The sequence below is a fragment of the Mycolicibacterium insubricum genome (genome assembly GCF_010731615.1).
Classification (GTDB): domain Bacteria; phylum Actinomycetota; class Actinomycetes; order Mycobacteriales; family Mycobacteriaceae; genus Mycobacterium; species Mycobacterium insubricum.
Genome location: NZ_AP022618.1, coordinates 4,076,120 through 4,092,031 on the forward strand (window position 1 = coordinate 4,076,120; position 15,912 = coordinate 4,092,031).

At 69.0% G+C, this 15,912-nt stretch carries 15 protein-coding genes; 4 read left to right on the forward strand and 11 right to left on the reverse strand.

Annotation, left to right across the window (positions count from 1 at the left end; all coding sequences use genetic code 11):
- The first annotated feature begins 61 nt into the window (after window positions 1-61).
- Both G6N16_RS19105 and G6N16_RS19110 read left to right on the forward strand, forming a co-directional pair.
- Entirely contained in the window at window positions 62-946 is an 885-nt protein-coding gene (locus tag G6N16_RS19105; RefSeq protein WP_083031771.1) for a type IV toxin-antitoxin system AbiEi family antitoxin, read from the forward strand.
- A 472-nt stretch (window positions 947-1,418) separates the two neighbouring features.
- Window positions 1,419-2,579, forward strand: coding sequence for a hypothetical protein (locus tag G6N16_RS19110; protein WP_083029301.1), 1,161 nt, complete (start codon window positions 1,419-1,421; stop codon window positions 2,577-2,579).
- A 15-nt stretch (window positions 2,580-2,594) separates the two neighbouring features.
- Here the strand turns inward: G6N16_RS19110 and G6N16_RS19115 are convergent, their stop codons facing one another.
- From G6N16_RS19115 to G6N16_RS19135, 5 genes are all read right to left on the reverse strand, one after another.
- Window positions 2,595-3,485, reverse strand: a complete 891-nt coding sequence (locus G6N16_RS19115) for a polysaccharide deacetylase family protein (RefSeq protein ID WP_083029302.1) — start codon at window positions 3,483-3,485, stop codon at window positions 2,595-2,597.
- Window positions 3,486-3,647: 162 nt separating this feature from the next.
- Window positions 3,648-4,979, reverse strand: a complete 1,332-nt coding sequence (locus G6N16_RS19120; protein ID WP_083029303.1) for an RNA 5'-3' helicase PhoH2 — start codon at window positions 4,977-4,979, stop codon at window positions 3,648-3,650.
- 293 nt (window positions 4,980-5,272) lie between these two features.
- Window positions 5,273-6,103 carry an acyl-ACP desaturase gene (locus G6N16_RS19125; RefSeq protein WP_083029304.1) on the reverse strand — a complete coding sequence of 277 codons (831 nt, stop codon included), beginning with the start codon at window positions 6,101-6,103 and terminating at the stop codon, window positions 5,273-5,275.
- Between the two features lie 132 nt (window positions 6,104-6,235).
- Window positions 6,236-7,687 (reverse strand): glycine hydroxymethyltransferase, encoded by a 1,452-nt coding sequence (locus G6N16_RS19130; protein ID WP_083029305.1) that lies wholly within the window; start codon window positions 7,685-7,687, stop codon window positions 6,236-6,238.
- A gap of 5 nt (window positions 7,688-7,692) precedes the next feature.
- Window positions 7,693-8,940 (reverse strand): DUF885 domain-containing protein, encoded by a 1,248-nt coding sequence (locus G6N16_RS19135; protein ID WP_083029419.1) that lies wholly within the window; start codon window positions 8,938-8,940, stop codon window positions 7,693-7,695.
- 108 nt (window positions 8,941-9,048) lie between these two features.
- Between G6N16_RS19135 and coaA the strand changes: the two genes are divergently transcribed.
- Window positions 9,049-9,996 (forward strand): type I pantothenate kinase, encoded by a 948-nt coding sequence (coaA, locus tag G6N16_RS19140; RefSeq protein WP_083029306.1) that lies wholly within the window; start codon window positions 9,049-9,051, stop codon window positions 9,994-9,996.
- Window positions 9,997-9,999: 3 nt separating this feature from the next.
- On the opposite strand, the gene G6N16_RS19145 is transcribed toward coaA, so the two are convergent.
- The 5 genes from G6N16_RS19145 to G6N16_RS19165 are packed head-to-tail and all read right to left on the reverse strand — an operon-like array spanning window position 10,000 to window position 14,650.
- Window positions 10,000-10,410: a hypothetical protein gene (locus tag G6N16_RS19145; RefSeq protein WP_083029307.1), complete on the reverse strand. Its 411-nt coding sequence runs from the start codon at window positions 10,408-10,410 to the stop codon at window positions 10,000-10,002.
- Between the two features lie 58 nt (window positions 10,411-10,468).
- On the reverse strand, window positions 10,469-11,857 hold the full coding sequence (locus G6N16_RS19150; protein WP_083029308.1) for a hypothetical protein: 1,389 nt from the start codon (window positions 11,855-11,857) through the stop codon (window positions 10,469-10,471).
- A 40-nt stretch (window positions 11,858-11,897) separates the two neighbouring features.
- On the reverse strand, window positions 11,898-12,245 hold the full coding sequence (locus tag G6N16_RS19155; RefSeq protein WP_083029309.1) for an SDR family NAD(P)-dependent oxidoreductase: 348 nt from the start codon (window positions 12,243-12,245) through the stop codon (window positions 11,898-11,900).
- Window positions 12,246-12,302: 57 nt separating this feature from the next.
- Window positions 12,303-13,853, reverse strand: a complete 1,551-nt coding sequence (locus tag G6N16_RS19160; protein WP_234805720.1) for an AMP-binding protein — start codon at window positions 13,851-13,853, stop codon at window positions 12,303-12,305.
- A 2-nt stretch (window positions 13,854-13,855) separates the two neighbouring features.
- Entirely contained in the window at window positions 13,856-14,650 is a 795-nt protein-coding gene (locus tag G6N16_RS19165) for a (2Z,6E)-farnesyl diphosphate synthase (protein WP_083029310.1), read from the reverse strand.
- A gap of 157 nt (window positions 14,651-14,807) precedes the next feature.
- Here G6N16_RS19165 and trhA point away from each other — a divergent pair, with 157 nt between their 5' ends.
- Window positions 14,808-15,512 carry a PAQR family membrane homeostasis protein TrhA gene (trhA, locus tag G6N16_RS19170; protein ID WP_179961278.1) on the forward strand — a complete coding sequence of 235 codons (705 nt, stop codon included), beginning with the start codon at window positions 14,808-14,810 and terminating at the stop codon, window positions 15,510-15,512.
- A 24-nt stretch (window positions 15,513-15,536) separates the two neighbouring features.
- Here trhA and G6N16_RS19175 read toward each other — a convergent pair whose 3' ends face one another.
- Window positions 15,537-15,902 (reverse strand): nuclear transport factor 2 family protein, encoded by a 366-nt coding sequence (locus tag G6N16_RS19175; RefSeq protein ID WP_083029311.1) that lies wholly within the window; start codon window positions 15,900-15,902, stop codon window positions 15,537-15,539.
- Window positions 15,903-15,912 lie beyond the last annotated feature (10 nt).

The following is a 15,912-nucleotide window of genomic DNA, read 5'->3' on the forward strand; positions in this document are numbered from 1 at the left end:
CATCCACAGGCCACGTTCCAGCTGACTACCGCCGGGAGGCCGCACCGGCGACACTCCGTCCATGAACAGTCAACTGCGCACCTTGTTCGCGGCTCACAACGGTGTCGCCTGCTTCCGACAGCTCAACGCTTTGCTGACCCGTCGCGAGATGCGGCGCATGTTGGGTAACCGCCAGCTGACGAAGGTCCTTCCAGGCATCTACGCGCTGGGCAGCCCGGACAGGCGCATTCTGCTCAGTGCGCTCGACTTGCTTTGCGGCAAACCAGTTGTCGCCTGTCTTTCCACCGCGGCGGCCGTCTTCGGGTTCGACACCGAAGACGTCGCCGAACTTCATGTGCTCAACCCCGACGGGAATCGGCTGCGCGCTCGTCCTGGCCTCGTCGTACATCGGCGCCACGGCGCCCCGGTGATCACGTTCCACGGCAGGCCGGTCACCGAGCCCTCATGGACAGCCGTCGAGGTGGCGTGTTCGCTGCCCCGACCGCGAGCGCTGGCCACCCTGGACGCGGCGCTGCGCAGCAAGACCTGTGACCGCGCCGGTCTGGAGGCGGCGGCCGACGCGCAGCGCGGACGCCGTGGCATCGCCGTCGTCCGCGGGCTGATTCCGTTGGCAAGCCCAGTGGCCGAATCACCGATGGAAAGCGAGGCGCGGCTCGTGATGATCGATGGCGGGATCACCGATTTCGTCGAGCAACACGAGGTCATCGGCCGCGACGGAAGGCTGTGGCGGGTGGACTTTGCTTTGCCGGAGTGCAAGTTGGCCATCGAGTACGACGGCTTCGACCACCACAAGTCTCCCGCTGATCTCGCCCACGACCGCGAGAAGGACAACGCGCTGCGAGAAGCCGGATGGACTGTCCTGCACATCACCGCCGACGACGTTCGACGCCAACCGGAGGTAATGCTCCGGCGAATTCGCCGGCATCTCGTCGCCACCGCGGCGTAGTGGGCGTGCCGGTCCCCTGTCCAGCTGCCGATTTCCACCCGCAGGCCGCGTGAGCGACCAGTTTCTGCGCGCAGACCTCCGGCGAGGGGCCAATTTCTGCGCGCAGGCCTCCCGCGAGGGGCCAATTTCTGCACGCAGGCCTCCCGCGAGGGGCCAATTTCTGCGCGTAGGCCTCCGGCGAGGGGCCAATTTCTGCGCGAGCGCTCCTACAGGAACACGAAAGCCCAGGACGGGTCTGAACGAGGCGTACACCATGGAGCTCTCGCGCACTAGGTGGCCGCTCGCGCACTAGGTGGCCGCTCGCCCACCAAGTGGCCCCTCGCGCAGCACTCGTGCACGAAGTGGCCGCTCTTGCAGTACAAGGGCGGGCCCCCGACCGTCGCCGCACGGGCCTGTGTATGACCGATCCGACCCGAAGCCGACGCCGCGTTACCGTCACGACTGACAGGTCAGCGTCTCCCAGGGGCAAGCGATGGGCGTTCTCGACGAGTTCGACCGGGTGTGGTGCTCGGCGCGCGCGCTGCTCGGCGACCCGGCCCCCGTCGGCGCCACTCTGAGTCATCCGCTGCCGGCCGTCCCGCCCGCCGGTGCGGCACGCGGCTGGCACGGTGACGGCGCGGACCGCTATCGCGTCGAAGCCGGGGTGCACCGCAGGGTCCTGGTCTCTGTCGGCGCGTTGGACAGCGCCGCAGACCGCGGTGTGCACCAGGCCATGACGACGGCCGAACACGCTCGGCGGGAACTGGATTCGGTGCGTGCGCGGGTGCACCGGGCCGCCGCGGCGATCCCTCGCGGCAACCAGCGCATGCTGGCCTCAATCGCCGGGCTCGGTTGTCGCGACGTCGCCATCACCGTCGACCGGGCCCGGAGCGAGCTCAGCGGCATCAGCGGCAACCTGGCGGGTACCGGCGCCGACTACCGGAGCGTGACCGGCCGCACCCTCCGAGAAGCCGGACCCGGCCCTACGCCCGGCCCCGCACCAGATCCCGAGCGGGCCCCGGATCCGGTCACCGATCCCTCAGCCCAGGACAACACAGTTGCCGGCACCCCGGGCCGTCCGCTGGGCAACGAGTTGACCGCGGCTGAATGGCGCATCGCCCGACTGTCCCCGCTGCTGCTCGACGAGTGGGAACAGGCCGAGGGCCAGGGCTGGCGGATCACCGCGGAGGCCGGTATCGGAACCTTCACGCGGCACGGCGACAAGGTGATCAACATCGATCCGGGGTTGGCCGCCGAGGGACCGACCCACCGGGTGAACGCGCTGGCCCACGAACTGGGTCACGCGCTGTATCAGCCCGAGGTCGACCGGCGGACCCGGGACGGCTACGTGACGTCCTACCTGGACGGCGAGGGGGCCGCGGTATGGAACGGCATCCGGATCGAGCGGGAGATCCTGGCCGGCGGCGGCGCCGATATCATCCCGCCGAATCACAACGACGACTATTTCGAGCGCATCTACGACGCGGCCGGCGACGACCCGCAGTCCTATCGCGACGCCATCCACCAGATCGGCCAGGTGTACGCCGATCTGACGCCGTCCAACGATGTCACCAAAAATTACCGCGACTACTATTCCGGGGAATACCGTTGCTCATTCCTGCGCGGGCTGATCGGAAAGTGCGAACGTCCCTGACGTCCAATCCGCTTGCTATGCCCCGTTGTTGGGGCCGCCGGAGTTGGCTCCCGGAATGTCGGTGATCGGGAAATTCGGCATCGGCGGCGGCGATGGGGTGGCCGGCAACGACGGGATGTCCTCCGGTGGAATGTCTTTCAGCTCGTTGACCGGGGGTCCGTTTTCCCGGCTGCCGTAGCTGGTGCCCGGTTCCCGCTCGCCGAGCATGTGCGACACCGTCACCAGGTGATAGCCGTTGGCCTTGAGCACGGGGATGAACTGGTACACCAGATCCACGGTCGAGGAATACACGTCGTGAAACAGCACCACCGAATTCGGTTTGATCTGGGTCATCAGCATGTAGCGGGTGGCCGCGGTGTTGGCGTCGTTGGCCCAGTCGAACGGGATGACGTCCCAGTTGATATCGGCCAGGCCCTGCTTGCGCGCCTCGGCGAGCACGTTGTCGTCGACCAGACCGCCGGCGGTGCGTACCAGTTTCGGTCGGGTCCCGGTGGCCTGTTCGATCGCGTCACTGGCCCTGCTGAACTGCGCCGGGATGTCGTCGACCGGGATGGTGGTCATGTTGGGGTGTTCCCAGGTGTGGCTGCCGATCTCCATGCCGGCCTCGGCGATGCGCTTGGCCCCGTCTGGATTGGCCGCCACCTTGTTGCCGATCAGGAAGAACGTGGCCTTGGCGTCGTTGTCGGCCAGGATCTTCAGCAGCCGGTCGGTGTAGGGGCCGGGGCCGTCGTCGAAGGTCAGGGCGATGCATTTGACCACCGCGCAGTCGACGTCGGTGGCCGCCTCCGAGCGGGAGTCCAGCTTGACCTTTCCGGCCAGCGCCCCGATCACCAGGACCAGCGCGGCGGCGACGGCACCGATCACCGTCCGCCAGTACGGCCAGGTCGGGGTATCGCGTGCAGACACCCGGCCAGTTTACCGGCCCGGGGCCGGTGGGCCGCCTACGCGACCACTCAGGCGGTTCGGCGAGGGTAGGCGGAGTTGGTGGGAGCGCAGCGAGCGCCGGCGGAGCCGGACCGAAGGCGGGACCGCCTGCGACTGAACCCGGTCTCACCGGCACCAGGCGGGCTACGGCAGTGCGTTCGGGCTGATCTCTTCGAGCATCTCGGTGACCAGCGCGGCGATGGGCGACCGTTCGCTGCGCATCAGGGTGATGTGGGCGAACAGCGGGTGGCCCTTGAGTTTCTCGATCACCGCGGCCACACCGTCGTGCCGGCCGACCCGCAGGTTGTCGCGCTGGGCGACGTCGTGGGTGAGCACCACCCGCGAACCCGAGCCGAGCCGCGACAGCACGGTCAGCAGCACGTTGCGTTCCAGCGACTGCGCCTCGTCGACGATGACGAACGAATCGTGCAGCGACCGGCCGCGAATGTGGGTCAGCGGCAGCACTTCCAGCATGCCGCGGGAGGCGACCTCGTCGAGCACGGCCGGGCTGGCCAGGCCCTCCAGGGTGTCGAAAACGGCCTGGGCCCACGGGCCCATCTTGTCGCTCTCGCTGCCCGGCAGGTAGCCGAGTTCCTGCCCGCCGACGGCGTACAGCGGCCGGAATACCACGACCTTGCGCTGCGTGCGCCGCTCCAGCACCGCTTCCAGTCCCGCGCACAGTGCGAGCGCGGATTTGCCGGTACCGGCCTTGCCGCCGAGTGAGACGATCCCGACCGACTCGTCCTGCAGCAGATCCAGGGCGATGCGCTGTTCGGCCGAGCGGCCGCGCAGGCCGAAGACCTCCCGGTCACCGCGGACCAGCTGTACCCGCTTGTCCGCGTTGACCCGACCGAGGGCGTGCGAGCTGCCGCCGAGCAGCCGAACTCCGGTGTGGCACGGCAGGTCCCGCGCCTGCGCCAGGTCCAGGTCCCCGTCGGCGAACAGCGTGTCGATGTCTTCGCCGGACACGTCGATCTCGGTCATTCCGGTCCAGCCCGACGGGACGACGTCCTGCGCGCGGTACTCGTCGGCGGCCAGGCCGACCGCACCGGCCTTGACCCGCAGCGGAATGTCCTTGCTGACCAAGGTGACTCGCTTGCCCTCGGCAGCCAGGTTCGCCGCGCAGGTCAGGATGCGCGAGTCGTTGCTGTCGTTGCGGAACCCGGCCGGCAGCACCGCGGGGTCCTGATGGTTGAGTTCGACGTGCAGCGTCCCGCCTTCTGTCCCAACGGGAATCGGGCGATCCAGCCGACCGTGCTGCAGGCGCAGGTCGTCGAACAGTCGCAGTGCCTGGCGGGCGAACCAGCCCAGCTCGTGGTGATGGCGTTTGGCTTCCAGTTCGGTGATGACGACGAGAGGAACGACGACTTCGTGTTCGGCGAACCGAGTACAGGCCCACGGATCGGACAACAGGACCGACGTGTCGAGCACGTAGGTTGCGATGTTGTCCCGGGAAACCGACGGTGAATCACTCACGTGGCGCTCCTCGATCCCGCGCGGCCCCGCGCGGACGGTTCGGCGGGCGCAGCGGCACTCGGACCGGGGCCGGTCCTTCCGTCGCAACGAGAGGTACCGCCCGGACAGCAAAGCGGGATGCTAGCCATCACCGGCGACGCTACTCCCGCAACGCGCACCGCGCTCTGCAGGCGCGCCGGGCCGAATCAAACGCCGTGAAACGACGACGGTGCCGCCGAGAATCCTCGGCGGCATCGTCGTTAACGGGTGGTTACGCGAGGGGAAGCGGGGACCACCCGCATCTGCCCAGGTAATTACGCGGTGACGAATTCCTTCAGCTCGGGCTCTTCGGCTAGGCCCCAGGCACCGATCCGCTCGGAGATGACGTCGGCCAGGATGTCGGCGTTGAAGATGCCGGCGGCGGCGACGCTGGCGCGCTTGTCGCCGTAGGCCTTGATGTCGGCGCCGACCACGTCGAGTTCGCGGGCGCGGGCCGCGATCGCCGCGATCATCTCATCGCGATGCGTGGCCAGAAGGTGGATGACCAGGTTGGCGAAGAACAGCTCGTGGCGTTCCTCGTCTCCGGCGATCCGCTCCAGCAGCGACTTCAGCGTCGGGTCGTCGACCTGAGCGGCCAGGTTGCGGCAGAACTTGGCCCGCGAGGCCTCGAAGAACGCCATGTAGGCCAGGGTCTCGCACTGGCTGTACTGGTCGGCCCGGTAGCCGGTGTTCATCACGTGGTCGATGCGGACGTCTTCGTTGGCATTGGCGTCGCAGTTGCGGGTGACCATCAGGTAGTTGCGCAGCACGATGGCGTGCAGGTGCTCCTCGGCGGTCCAGCGACCGATGAAGCGGCCCCACTGTTCCTGCAGGATGAAGTGCTCGACCAGCTCGCGGTGCACCCCGGACAGGTTGTCCTTGTCGATCAGCAGGATCTCCAGCGCATCGACGACGGGCTGCGGCAGGGTCTGCTGGGACGGATCCCAGTCCACACCGTCGAGCATCGCGAAGTTGCGGCCCTCATCGAAGGGCACGTAGTCGTGCGCGAACCAGATGTCTTCGGTTCCGAGGTGGCGCACCATGTTCTCTGCGACCACGGGTTCGAGTTCCAGCGTCAGCGCATTGGGTTCGGGAAAGACAGCCATGGAAGTAACTGTAACCCGAGTTCACATGTTTCCCGAAATCTATCCGGGCACGTTGCGCCGAATTGTGACTTTCGTCCCTAAACGACGAGGTGAAGCGCCACCGCCGACGCGCTGATCAGCGACGATACTGCGTCAGAGGGTGAGCCCGGGGTACAGCGGATTGGCGGCCAACAGCTCCGCGGACGCGCCGCGGACCCGGTCGGCGACTCCGTCGGCGAGGGTGTACTTGGCCTTCGACGACCCGTCGGCGGTGGTGTTGGTCAGTACGTCGATCACGAGTTCGGCGACCCGGTCGAAGTCGTCGGCGCCGAAGCCGCGGGTGGTCAGCGCCGGGGTGCCGAACCGGATGCCGGAGGTGTACCAGGCGCCGTTGGGGTCGGCCGGGACGGCGTTGCGGTTGGTGACGATGCCGGCGTCGAGCAGTGCCGACTCGGCCTGGCGGCCGGTCAGCCCGAACGAGGTGACGTCCAGCAGCACCAGGTGGTTGTCGGTGCCGCCGGTGACCAGGTTGGCGCCGCGCTTGAGGAACCCGTCGGCCAGCGCGTGCGCGTTGTCGGCGACGTTCTGGGCGTAGACCCGGAACTCGGGGCGACGGGCCTCGGCCAGCGCGACGGCCTTGGCGGCCATCACGTGCGACAGCGGGCCGCCGAGGACCATCGGGCAGCCCTTGTCGACGGCCGGGGCGAACTCCTCGGTGGCCAGTACCAGGCCACCGCGCGGGCCGCGCAGCGACTTGTGCGTGGTGGTCGTGGTGACGTGGGCGTGCGGCACCGGGTCCTCGTCGCCGGTGAACACCTTGCCGGCCACCAGGCCGGCGAAGTGCGCCATGTCGACCATCAGGGTGGCGCCCACCTCGTCGGCGATCTCGCGCATCTTGGCGAAGTTGACTCGCCGCGGGTAGGCGGAATACCCGGCGACCAGCACCAGGGGCTTGAACTCCCGGGCGGCGGCGGCGACGGCGTCGTAGTCGATCAGGCCGGTGCCCGGATCGGTGCCGTAGCTGCGCTGGTGGAACATCTTGCCGGAGATGTTGGGCCGGAAGCCGTGGGTGAGGTGGCCGCCGGTGTCCAGCGACATGCCCATCAGCCGCTGGCTGCCGAGGCGGGCGCGCAGGGTCTCCCAGTCCGCCTCGGACAGGTCGTTGACGTGCTTGGCGCCGAAATCGGCCAGTCCGGGGGTCTCGACGCGGGTCGCCAGGATCGCCCAGTAGGCGACCAGGTTGGCGTCGATGCCCGAGTGCGGCTGGGCGTAGGCGTAGGGCGCGCCGAACAGTTCGCGGGCGTGCTCGGCGGCCAGCGCCTCGACGGTGTCGACGTTCTGGCAGGCGGCGTAGAACCGGTGCCCGACGGTGCCCTCGGCGTACTTGTCGGAGAACCAGGTGCCCATGGTGAGCAGCACGGCCGGCGACGCGTAGTTCTCGCTGGCGATCAGTTTCAGCGAGTCGCGCTGGTCGGTGAGCTCCTGCCGGGTGGCCGCGGCGATCCGCGGTTCGACCGACTCGATGACCGCCAGGATGTCGCGGTAGGCCTCACTTGCGGTTTCGGCGTATTCGGCACCCAAAGCGGCGGTCGAGTCAGCAGTCATGGTCCCTAGGGTAACGGGGCCTGGTCGGCCGCGGACTCCCCGGGCCGACCGGGAAGAGTGGACGGAATCAGCGGCTCGTCGAGCAGCACACCGAACCGCTCGATCATCCCGACGCCCTCGGGTCGGTCGTCGAGCCAGCCGCGCAGCAGCCGGTAGCCCTCGACGTAGGTGGAGGTGTAGGCGCGCCACAGCGGCGAGGACAGGAACTTCATCATCTGCCGGGCGCGGGCGTCGTCGACGAGCAGCCAGCGCGACAGGTAGGCCACCACGTCGTCGGGGTCGCGGTGCTCGTCGTGCAGCATCAGCGCGGCGTCCTGGCGCACGTCGGCCAGACCCGCCATCGCCGCCGAGATCGCCTCCGCGCGGGCACCGTCGAACCGCAGGCCCAGATCGGCGTAGATGTCGGCGGCCCAGGCGCCCCAGGCGGGCCCGACGGCGGCGTGCAGCGCCAGGTCGGCCAGGCCCTCGGCCATCAGGCACTGCGGGGTGTTGACCAGGAAGATCGTCTGCTCGGTCTGGCCCAGTCCGTTGACCAGCCGAAGTTCCTTGCGGCAGTGCTCGGTGTGATGGCCGGGATAGGACTCGTGGGCGACCAGTCGCGGCAGGTTGGCCATCTGTTGTTTGAGGTCGGCGTTGACGGCCACCGTGGAGGCGTAATTGCCGCGGTAGTAGTTGAATCCCGACCACGGTTTGTCGGTGACGATCTCGTAGTCGATGGTCTCGGTGTCGGGCAGCGGGTAGCTGGCGCGCACCCGGTCGCGCAGCGCGCTGGAGAACGCGTCGATGGCCGCCGCCAGGCGTTCCGGCGGGATCTCGGTGCTGCGGCGGTAGTCGGCGACCCGCTCGGCCAGCGGTCCGGTGCCGCCCAGGGCGGCCTCCAGGGCGCGGTGGGCGTCGGCGTAGTGCTGCGGGTCGCCAGGGCCGATCTGGACGTCGAAGTAGGCGCGGACCTCGTCGACGAATCCGACCTGTTCACCGGTGAATTTGCGGGCCGCGCACTCCAGGGCCACCAGGTGTGCCCGCAGGTATTCCGCGCGCAGCTCGGTGAAGCCGTCCTCCCGAGGCACCGACGGCAACTCGGCAAGCAGGGTCCGGGCCGTGCGGGCCAGATCCGCGGGATCGGGGGCGGGCTCGTCGGCGACCTGGGCGCGCAGCGCGGGGTCGCCGGTGAAGGAATCGACGTAGCCGTCCTGGATGCGGTCGAACCTCAGGCCCAGCAGCAGGAACTCGCGGATCAGCCGTTCTGGAGACACATCCGCCACCGTATCCGCCTTTGTGGCCCCACGGCTCAATTGGCTGCTCCGGCCGCGCGCACGGCCCCACGTGGTCGGCGGCCGATCCTGCCTGCAAGACTTGGGGTCATGGCCCGGCTGAGCGAGCCCAGTCCGTACGTGGAGTTCGACCGAACTCAGTGGCGTGCACTGCGCAAGTCGACGCCGCTGCCGCTGACCGAGAACGAACTCGTCGGGCTGCGCGGCCTGGGTGAGCAGATCGACCTGCGCGAGGTCGAAGAGGTGTACCTGCCGCTGGCCCGGTTGATCCACCTCCAGGTCGCGGCCCGGCAGCGGTTGTTCGCCGCCACCGCGGAATTCCTCGGTGAGACCACCGATATTCAGCTGAACCCACAGCGCCCGGTTCCGTTCGTGATCGGGGTGGCCGGCAGTGTGGCGGTCGGAAAGTCCACCACGGCCCGCGTGCTGCAGGCGCTGCTGGCCCGCTGGGAGAACCATCCGCGCGTCGACCTGATCACCACCGACGGTTTCCTCCATCCCAACGCCGAGCTGTCCCGTCGCAATCTGATGCACCGCAAGGGCTTCCCGGAGAGCTACGACCGCCGCGCCTTGATGCGGTTCGTGACGGCGGTGAAATCCGGAGCCCCGTCGGCGTCGGCGCCGGTCTACTCGCATCTGCTCTACGACGTGGTGCCGCGCGAGCGGATCGTCGTGCGCCAGCCCGACATCCTGATCCTGGAGGGCCTCAACGTCTTGCAGACCGGGACGACGCTGATGGTCAGCGACCTGTTCGACTTCTCGGTGTATGTCGACGCGCGTATCGAGGATATCGAATCCTGGTACGTGTCACGGTTTTTGGCGATGCGGGAGGGGGCGTTCTCCAACCCGGCCTCGCACTTCCACCACTATGCGACGCTGACCGACGACCAGGCGCTGTTCGCCGCCCGCGACATCTGGCAGGCGATCAACCTGCCCAACCTGGTGGAGAACATCCTGCCCACCCGCCCGCGCGCGACCCTGGTGCTGCGCAAGGACGCCAACCACTCGATCAACCGGTTGCGCCTGCGCAAGCTGTAGGTCTCACGCCAGGCGGCGCAGGCCGATCCACTGCAGCGCGGCCAGGACGGCGGTGTAGACGCCGCTGCCCAGCACCGCGGCGATGCCCAGGCCGGTCAACGGCCACACCCCGAGCACGACGACGGCCAGCGCCGCGACCGTGAAGATCTCGTTTGCTGCGATGGTCGCCCACGCGCCGGCGGTGACACGATCACGCCCGGCCAGCCAGTACACGTCGACCCCGTACACCAGGAAGAACACGCCCAGGCCCAGAACCCAGCCGGCGGGGATCCCGGTCCACTCCGCGATCGGCCGGCTCGCCAGCACCACCGGTAGGCCGAGCAGGCCGACCAGGATCGCGTCGACGCGCATGGCCTTGCGCACCAGGGTGTCCTCGCCGGAGCGGGCGGTGGTGTCGAGAAGTTGAGCAGTCATCGGTGGTCCTTTCATCGATTCCGTACCCGCGGAGCTCGCGGGTCACCATCGATGCTGGTCAGCGATTACTGCCAGGTCGATCCTGCGTACTGCCAGACACTGCCAACCCGTCGCGCAGATCCGCCGCGATCACCCGGGCGGCGGCGTTCTGCCAGTTGTGCAGGGATCGCTGGGGCACCTCGGTCACCAGCCACTGCCAGGCACGCCGCGCCGTCGGGTCCAGTCCGGCGGCGGTGGCGTTCTGGGCGTAGGCCCGCACCCCGACGACGTAGGGGAAGTACAGCGAATTGTAGTAACGCCACTCCTCGGAGGTGCCGAAGTCCTCGTCGCCGCGGGGTTTGAGCGCGGCGATGCGTTCGGCCAGCAGCGACTTGAGTTCGTTTGCCCGTTCCAGCGGCTGGTCGGGCAGTCCGTGCTCGGCCAGCCGGGTGCCGAGTATCGGCAGGGCGGTCAGCGGGCTGGCCACCAGTTTGGACAGGTTGCCGTAGTGGCCCAGCGCCCGACGGGTCAGCCGGGTGAACGTCTCGTCGTCGACGTCGTCGAGGGGGTTGGGGCGGCGCAGCGGCAGCGCGGCCTCGGTGTCCCGCAGGAGGGCGCGGTCGGCGCGCAGACTCGGCGACCGCGCGAAAGCCAGCCGGTCCAGCAGCCCGGCCAGCGGGTCGGCGAGCGTCGTCATCGCGATGGCCACCCCCACGCTGGTGAACATCAACACCGTCACCACGATGCGGCCGCGGCCCTCGGTCAGGGTGACGCCGACGATGCCCTGGGCGGCGAACAGCACGGCCACGGCCATGGTGCCCACGAATGACCGCCGCATATCGGCCCGCAGCGCCTGGCCCTCGTCGAACGCGTCCCAGATGGCGACGGCCAGACCCAGCAGCAGGATGTCGAAACCCGTCGAGGCCAGGGCGAGCCAGCTCGGCAGGATGCCCAGCGGGATCACCAGGATGGCGTTGGCCAGCGCGAAGAACAGGGTCGCCACGACGAGCACACCGATCACCGAGCCCGGTCGGGGCGCCCGGCGCACCGCGTACAGCATGGCGATCAGGGTCGAGGCGGAGATCACCGAGAACATCAGCGCGTGGCCGAAGCGGATCGGCGGCTGCACCCCCTCGGTCAGCGCCGCACCGGTGATCGCCACCGCGGCAACGACGGCCACCGAGACCCACGCGCCCCGCCGGTCCCGCCACCGCCGGGAGGGCCGCGCCAGCTCCAGCAGTACCGCCAGCCACGCCACGCCGGGCTCGATGACCAGAAAGATCTCCAGTCGGCCCAGCGATTCGGGGCTGCCCGCGGTGAGCCGGATCGCGTCGAGTGCGACCACCAATGCGAATCCGCACAGTCCGAGGGCGGCCAGCACCAGGACCGACTTGTGCGGATCGCGGGCCAGCAGGTACAGGCCCAGCCACCAGCTCAGCGCGAACGTCAGCACCGATAGCGCGGCCATCTCGCCAGTGTGGCACGCCACCGACGGCGGCCAACGGTGATCAGGACGCGATCGGCAGCCCGCGCCCTCCCCCGACGGTCAGCACGTCGTCGACCCGGCCGAACCACGCGCGGGCGCGGTCCAGCACGGCCCGCAGTTGCCGGGGATCGCCGACGTCCGCGGCGACGGCGGCCACCCGGTCATGCGGGTAGCCGTGCATGCTGCGGACCATCGCGGTGGCCTGGCGGTCGACCAGCAGCACGCGGTGCCCGGCTTCCAGGAGTCGTCGGGCCAGGTCGGCGCCGGCGTCGGATCCGGCGCCCAGTACGACGATCGCGCCGCAGCCGCGGATGTTTTCACCGGTGTGCTGGACGACGCTGACGATGCTGCGGGGCGCGTTGCGGTTCATGGTGTGTAGTCAACGCCGGCCCGCTGAGTGCCCGATGTGAGCCGACTTTGGCGTCGCTCAGCGTTGGCGGGCGTGGGTTTCGCCGGCGGCGGCCACAGCCGCCCGGGCGATCTCGCGCACCCGGTCCTTGGCGATCTTGGCGTTGTGGGTCAGCGGCAGCGCACCGGCGAACACCACGTGGCGCGGTCGCTTGAACGGTGAAATCTGGTGCCGGACATAGTCGATGAGGTCATCGGCAGTCGGCGCCGATCCCGGATGGGTCACCACGACCGCGCAGATGGCCTCGCCCCAGTAGTCGTCGGGGACGCCGACGACGGCGACCATGTCGACGTCGGGATGCCGGGACAGGGCGTCCTCGACCTCGCGCGAGCTGACGTTCTCCCCACCGGTGATGATGACGTCCTTGCAGCGGTCGACGATGGTCAGCCGGCCGAGGTCGTCGAGTCGGCCGATATCCCCGGTGTGCAACCAGCCGTCGGTCAGCGCGGCGGCGGTGGCGGGCTCGTCGAGCCAGTAGCCGGTCATCACCTGCGGTCCGCGCACCAGGATTTCACCGACTTGCCCGACGGCAGCGAACCCGCCTGGACCATCGACGGCAATACCAACCTCGACGCCGCTGTGCGGTCGCCCGGCACTGCGCAGCACCTCCGGGCCCATCCGGTGTTCTTCGGGGCCCAGAAAGGTGACGGTGCCCGCGGTTTCGGTCATGCCGTAGCCCTGGTGGAACTCGGCGCCCAGGATCCGGGTCGCCCGCTCGATCAGGTCGGCGGAGATGGGAGCCGAGCCGTAGGCGATCTGGTGCAGTGTCGGCATCGTCTCCCCGGTGGCGGTCACGTGGGCGACCAGCGCGTGCAACATGGTCGGTGCCATCGAGCAGGAGCGCACGCCGTAGCGGTTCACCGTTGCGACGAATTCGTCGGCCCGGTACCGCGACGGCAGCACCACCGTGGATCCGGTGGCGTGCCGGGCCAGGATGTTGTATCCGGCGATGTGGCACAACGGATACGGGGTGAGGTACACATCGGCGGGTTCGACGGATCGTCCCTCCACGGTCCCCCAGGCGCCGGCGGTCAGCGACCGGTGGGTGTGCACGGCGGCCTTCGGGTGCCCGGTGGTGCCGCTGGTGAACACCAGCCAGGCCGGGTCCTCGGGTGTCGGGGTGGCCCCGTCGTACGGCGGATGCCGCAGTGCGCGTTGCCAATCCGGGCCGTCGACGGCGATCACCGTCTCCGCAACATCCGATGGCAGCGCGTTGAGGTAGCGCGGGTCGCCGATGAGTACCCGGGCACCGGCCGCGGCGATGGCCCGGGCCTGTTCGTCGGGGTTCAGCCGCTGGTTGATCAGCGTCAGGATGCGCCGGGACCTTGGCACCGCGTAGTAGAGCAGCGCATACGGCACGCCGTTGTCGGCGACCACCGCGACCCGGTCTCCCGGATCGGTGCGGGCGGCCACCGCGCCGGCCAAGGCCAGCGAATACTGCTCCAGCTCAGCGAAGTTCACCGATGTGGTGTCGTCGATCACGGCGGCGCGTCGCGGCGCGTCGGCCACCGCCGGCGCGATCAGGCCGGCAAGCAGCTCGGTGCGCTCGCCGTCCGGACCGGTCGCCACGTTCAGGTTCCGAATCGGCGATGCCGGCGGGTGTAGTCGCGCAGCGCCCGCAGGAAGTCGACGCGGCGGAATGCCGGCCAGTGCGCCTCGGTGAACCACATCTCCGAATATGCGCTCTGCCACAGCAGAAAACCGGACAGGCGCTGTTCGCCGGAGGTGCGGATCACCAGGTCGGGGTCGGGCTGGCCGGAGGTGTAGAGGTTCTCCGAGATGCCTTCGACGGTGACCGCCTCGACGAGCTGTTCGCCGGTGCCCCCGGCCGCCAGTTCCTTGCGCAGCAGCGCGCGCACGGCGTCGACGATCTCCTGTCGTCCGCCGTAGCCGACGGCGACGTTGACGTGCAGGGCATCCGGGGAGGCCTCCGGGGCGCCGTCGACGGCCTGGCGCAGCCGCCGCGCGGGTTCGGCGCCGAGCAACTCCAGGTCACCGACGATGCGCACGCTCCACCGGTTGGCCGGGGCGCAGATCTCCTCGACGACGTCGGTGATGATCTCGATCAGTGCGGCCAGCTCGTCGGGGTCGCGCTGCAGGTTCTCGGTGGAGAGCAGGTACACGGTGGCCAGTTCGATGCCGGCGGCCCCGCACCAGCGCAGCATCTCGGCGATCTTCTCCGCGCCCATCCGGTAGCCGACGCTGACGTCGTCGTATCCGGCATCGCGGGCCCAGCGCCGGTTGCCGTCGCACAGCACGGCGATATGTCGCGGCAGCTCGGAACGAGCCGCCGCGAGCTCCTGACGCAGCCGTAGCTCGTAGATCCGGTACATCGGGTCCTTGAGCCGAGGCGGAATGATCTCCACGAGAAATCAGACTACTGTGGGCGCTCGAGCCACCCGCTCAAGATCCGCACCGTGGCCACCGTGATCGGAGGAAGCAGTGACCGCACGTGCCAGCCTGGGCGACACCGACACGCCCCGCAAACGCCCGCTCACCCAGCTCGACCTCGACGGCGACGGCATCGACTCCGACGGCATCGACCTGCCCGAGGCGATCGCCGACAGCGTTGCGCGGCTGATCGGCAAGCCGCGGGCCCGCGGCTGGATCCACGTCTACTCGGCGATCATCGCCATCTTCGCCGGCGCGGCGCTGGTAGCGGTGTCCTGGGCGATGAAGGGCACGCAGGCCGGCCTGGCCACCCTGCTCTACACGTTCACCATTGTGGCGATGTTCACCGTCAGCGCCGTCTACCACCGGGTGAACTGGACCTCGACGACCGCCCGGACCTGGATGAAGCGGGCCGATCATTCGATGATCTTCATCTTCATCGCGGGCTCCTACACCCCATTCGCGTTGGTGGCGCTGCGCAATGACGGCGGCTGGGTGCTGTTCTGGATCGTCTGGGGCGGCGCGCTGGCCGGGGTGGCGCTGAAAATGCTGTGGCCTTCGTCACCGCGCTGGCTGGGCGTACCGCTCTACATCCTGCTCGGCTGGGTGGCGGCCTTCTACATCGTGCCGATCATGGACCACGCCGGCGTGGCGGCGATGGTGCTGCTGATCGTCGGCGGTGCGCTGTATTCGATCGGCGGCGTGCTGTACGCGCTGGGCTGGCCCAACCCCTGGCCGACGACGTTCGGTCACCACGAGTTCTTCCACGCCTGCACCGCGGTCGCGGCGATCTGCCACTACATCGCGATGTGGTTCGCGGTGTTCTCCACCGGCTGACGACGATCAAGCGGCGAGGCGCCGTCAGAGCATGGTGACGTTGTCCTGGGACCAGTAGGCCTTCATCGCGGTGATCTGGCCGTCGCGGTCGAAGCTCATCACCTCGATGGGTTCGATGCGCATGGCGCCACCGACGTTGATGGCGAAGACGAACGCGGCCTCATGCCCGCCGGAGCGGAAGGTGAGCAGTTCGGTGGTCAGGTCGGCGGCGTCCATCGCCTGGTAGAACCCCTCGATGGCGTGCCGGCCGATGTGCATCTGGCCGCCGCCGACCGGGTCCTCCAGCGTGGCGTCCTCGGCGTACAGCGCGGCGACATCGGCCGAAGTGCCGTTGGCCACGGTATCCAGGTAGCGCTTGACGAGGGCCTCGGTGTCCACGACGTAGGTCATGCCCGGCAGG

What these genes read in the sequence shown, in the direction of transcription:
- G6N16_RS19105 (WP_083031771.1), top strand. Translation starts at nt 62, where the DNA reads ATGAACAGTCAACTGCGCACCTTGTTCGCGGCTCACAACGGTGTCGCC.
- G6N16_RS19110 (WP_083029301.1), top strand. Translation starts at nt 1,419, where the DNA reads ATGGGCGTTCTCGACGAGTTCGACCGGGTGTGGTGCTCGGCGCGCGCG.
- G6N16_RS19125 (WP_083029304.1), bottom strand. Translation starts at nt 6,103, where the DNA reads ATGGCTGTCTTTCCCGAACCCAATGCGCTGACGCTGGAACTCGAACCC.
- G6N16_RS19130 (WP_083029305.1), bottom strand. Translation starts at nt 7,687, where the DNA reads ATGACTGCTGACTCGACCGCCGCTTTGGGTGCCGAATACGCCGAAACC.
- coaA (WP_083029306.1), top strand. Translation starts at nt 9,049, where the DNA reads ATGGCCCGGCTGAGCGAGCCCAGTCCGTACGTGGAGTTCGACCGAACT.
- G6N16_RS19145 (WP_083029307.1), bottom strand. Translation starts at nt 10,410, where the DNA reads ATGACTGCTCAACTTCTCGACACCACCGCCCGCTCCGGCGAGGACACC.
- G6N16_RS19150 (WP_083029308.1), bottom strand. Translation starts at nt 11,857, where the DNA reads ATGGCCGCGCTATCGGTGCTGACGTTCGCGCTGAGCTGGTGGCTGGGC.
- G6N16_RS19155 (WP_083029309.1), bottom strand. Translation starts at nt 12,245, where the DNA reads ATGAACCGCAACGCGCCCCGCAGCATCGTCAGCGTCGTCCAGCACACC.
- G6N16_RS19175 (WP_083029311.1), bottom strand. Translation starts at nt 15,902, where the DNA reads ATGACCTACGTCGTGGACACCGAGGCCCTCGTCAAGCGCTACCTGGAT.